The sequence below is a fragment of the Microbacterium sp. zg.Y909 genome, assembly GCF_024626565.1.
This window is the reverse complement of the sequence record NZ_JANJFJ010000572.1, coordinates 1-1,990: the sequence shown is the minus strand read 5'-3', so window position 1 is coordinate 1,990 and position 1,990 is coordinate 1. Positions and strand designations below refer to the sequence as shown.

At 71.0% G+C, this 1,990-nt stretch carries 2 protein-coding genes; one reads left to right on the top strand and one right to left on the bottom strand.

All coding sequences use genetic code 11. The features are described from left to right. On the bottom strand, window positions 1-1,082 hold a 1,082-nt coding region (serS, locus tag NQ160_RS22990; RefSeq protein WP_257517334.1), incomplete at its 3' end, for a serine--tRNA ligase. Window positions 1,083-1,132: 50 nt separating this feature from the next. Here serS and NQ160_RS22985 point away from each other — a divergent pair. Next, window positions 1,133-1,990 (top strand): diacylglycerol/lipid kinase family protein (locus tag NQ160_RS22985; protein ID WP_257517333.1); only part of this gene is annotated, 858 nt, incomplete at its 3' end.

Genomic DNA, 1,990 nt, shown 5'->3' with positions numbered 1-1,990 from the left:
TCGAGCCGCCGCGCCTGGTAGGTCGTGCAGTTGCTCGTGCTGGTGAGCTCACGGTAGGCGCCCTGCGTCGGGACCCAGGCCTCGATGTCGTACTTGCGCGCCGCAGACGAGCCGAGGTCGCCGGCCGCCACGTCGATCACGCGGTAGCTGAGACCGAGGTCCTGCAGCATCTGCTCCTGCAGTGCGACGAGGCGCTCGTGCTCCGCCTGCGCGTCGTCGGGCGTGGTGTAGACGAACATCTCGAGCTTGTTGAACTGGTGCACGCGAATGATGCCGCGGGTGTCCTTGCCATACGACCCCGCTTCGCTGCGGTAGCAGGTGGACCACCCGGCGTAGCGCTTGGGCCCCCGGGACAGGTCGATGATCTCGTCCATGTGATAGCCGGCGAGGGGCACCTCGCTGGTGCCGACGAGATACAGGTCCTCGTCGGCCAGGTGGTACACCTCGTCGGCGTGCTGGCCGAGGAAGCCGGTGCCGCGCATGACCTCGGGGCGCACGAGCGTGGGCGGGATCATCGGGGTGAAGCCCGCCTGCAGCGCGCGGTCCAGCCCCAAGTTCATCAGAGCCAGCTCGAGGCGGGCGCCGATGCCGGTGAGGAAGTAGAAGCGGGCGCCGGACACCTTGGTGCCGCGCTCCATGTCGATCGCACCGAGCTTCTCCCCCAGGGCGAGATGGTCGAGCGGCTCGAAGTCGAATGACGGCTGCTCGCCGTGCGTGCGCAGCGTGACGAAGTTCTCCTCGCCGCCCGCGGGAACGCCGTCCAGGACGATGTTCTCCAGCTTCGCGAAGGCGGCGTCGGCGGCAGCTTCCGCCTCGGCGACCTGCCGCTGGGCGACCTTGACCTTCTCGCTCAGCTCCTTGGCCTCGGCCACGAGCGCGGCCTTCTCCTCTTTGGGGGCCTGTGCGACGCGCTTGCCGTGCGCGTTCTGCGCCGCACGCAGCTCTTCGAACGCGGTGATCGCCGCGCGACGGTCGCGGTCGGCTGCGACGGCGTCGTCGACCGTCTGAGCCGACTCACCGCGGGCCAGCTGCGAGCGCGTGACCAGGTCAGGCCGGTCGCGGAGAAGAGCGGGATCGATCATCCGTCAATCCTCGCACAGGCGCCGCCTGCGGGTCCCGCTATCGTGAGGGCATGACCACGCCCGCCGCTCCGCGTGCCGCCCTGGTCTACAACCCCATAAAGGTCGACGCCGCAGCGCTCGTCGCGAGCGTGCGGCGACTGTCGGGCGAGGCCGGGTGGGACGAGCCGCTGCTGTTCGCCACGACCGTCGACGACCTCGGCGACACCGCGACGCGCGAGGCACTGGACCGGGGCGTCGACGCCGTGCTCGTCGCGGGCGGCGACGGCACCGTGCGCGCGGTCGCCGGCGCCGTGAGCGGCTCGGGCGTCCCGCTCACGATCGTGCCGAGCGGCACGGGCAACCTGCTGGCCCGCAACCTGCGGTTGCCGCTGGGCAACCCCGAGACGATGATCGCCGCCACCTTCTCGGGCGAGCGGCACCCGATCGACATCGGGTTCGCCACGTTGCGGCGCCCGGGTGGCGAGGTCGACGAGCACGCCTTCGTCGTGATGGGCGGCATGGGGCTGGATGCCGCGATGATCGCCAACACGAGCCCTCAGCTGAAGCGCAGCGTGGGATGGGTCGCATACGTCGAGGGCGCTGCCCGCTCGCTCGTCGGCGCGCAGCCGTTCCATGTCGTCTTCCAGGTGCAGGGACGCCGCATGCACTCGGCGCGCGTGCACAGCGTGCTGTTCGCCAACTGCGGCTCGCTCCCGGCCGGTCTCGAGCTCATCCCCGAGGCCTCGGTGTCCGACGGGCTGCTGGATGTGGTCGTCTTCCAGCCGAAGGGCCCGTTCGGCTGGCTGTTCGTCTGGCGTCGCGTCGCCTGGGACAACAGCGTGCTGCGCCGCTTCCGGGCCGGGCGCAGCGTGCTGGCGCTGCGCACCGAGGACTCCGCCGTGCGGTACGCGCGGGGACCCGCGCTGGAT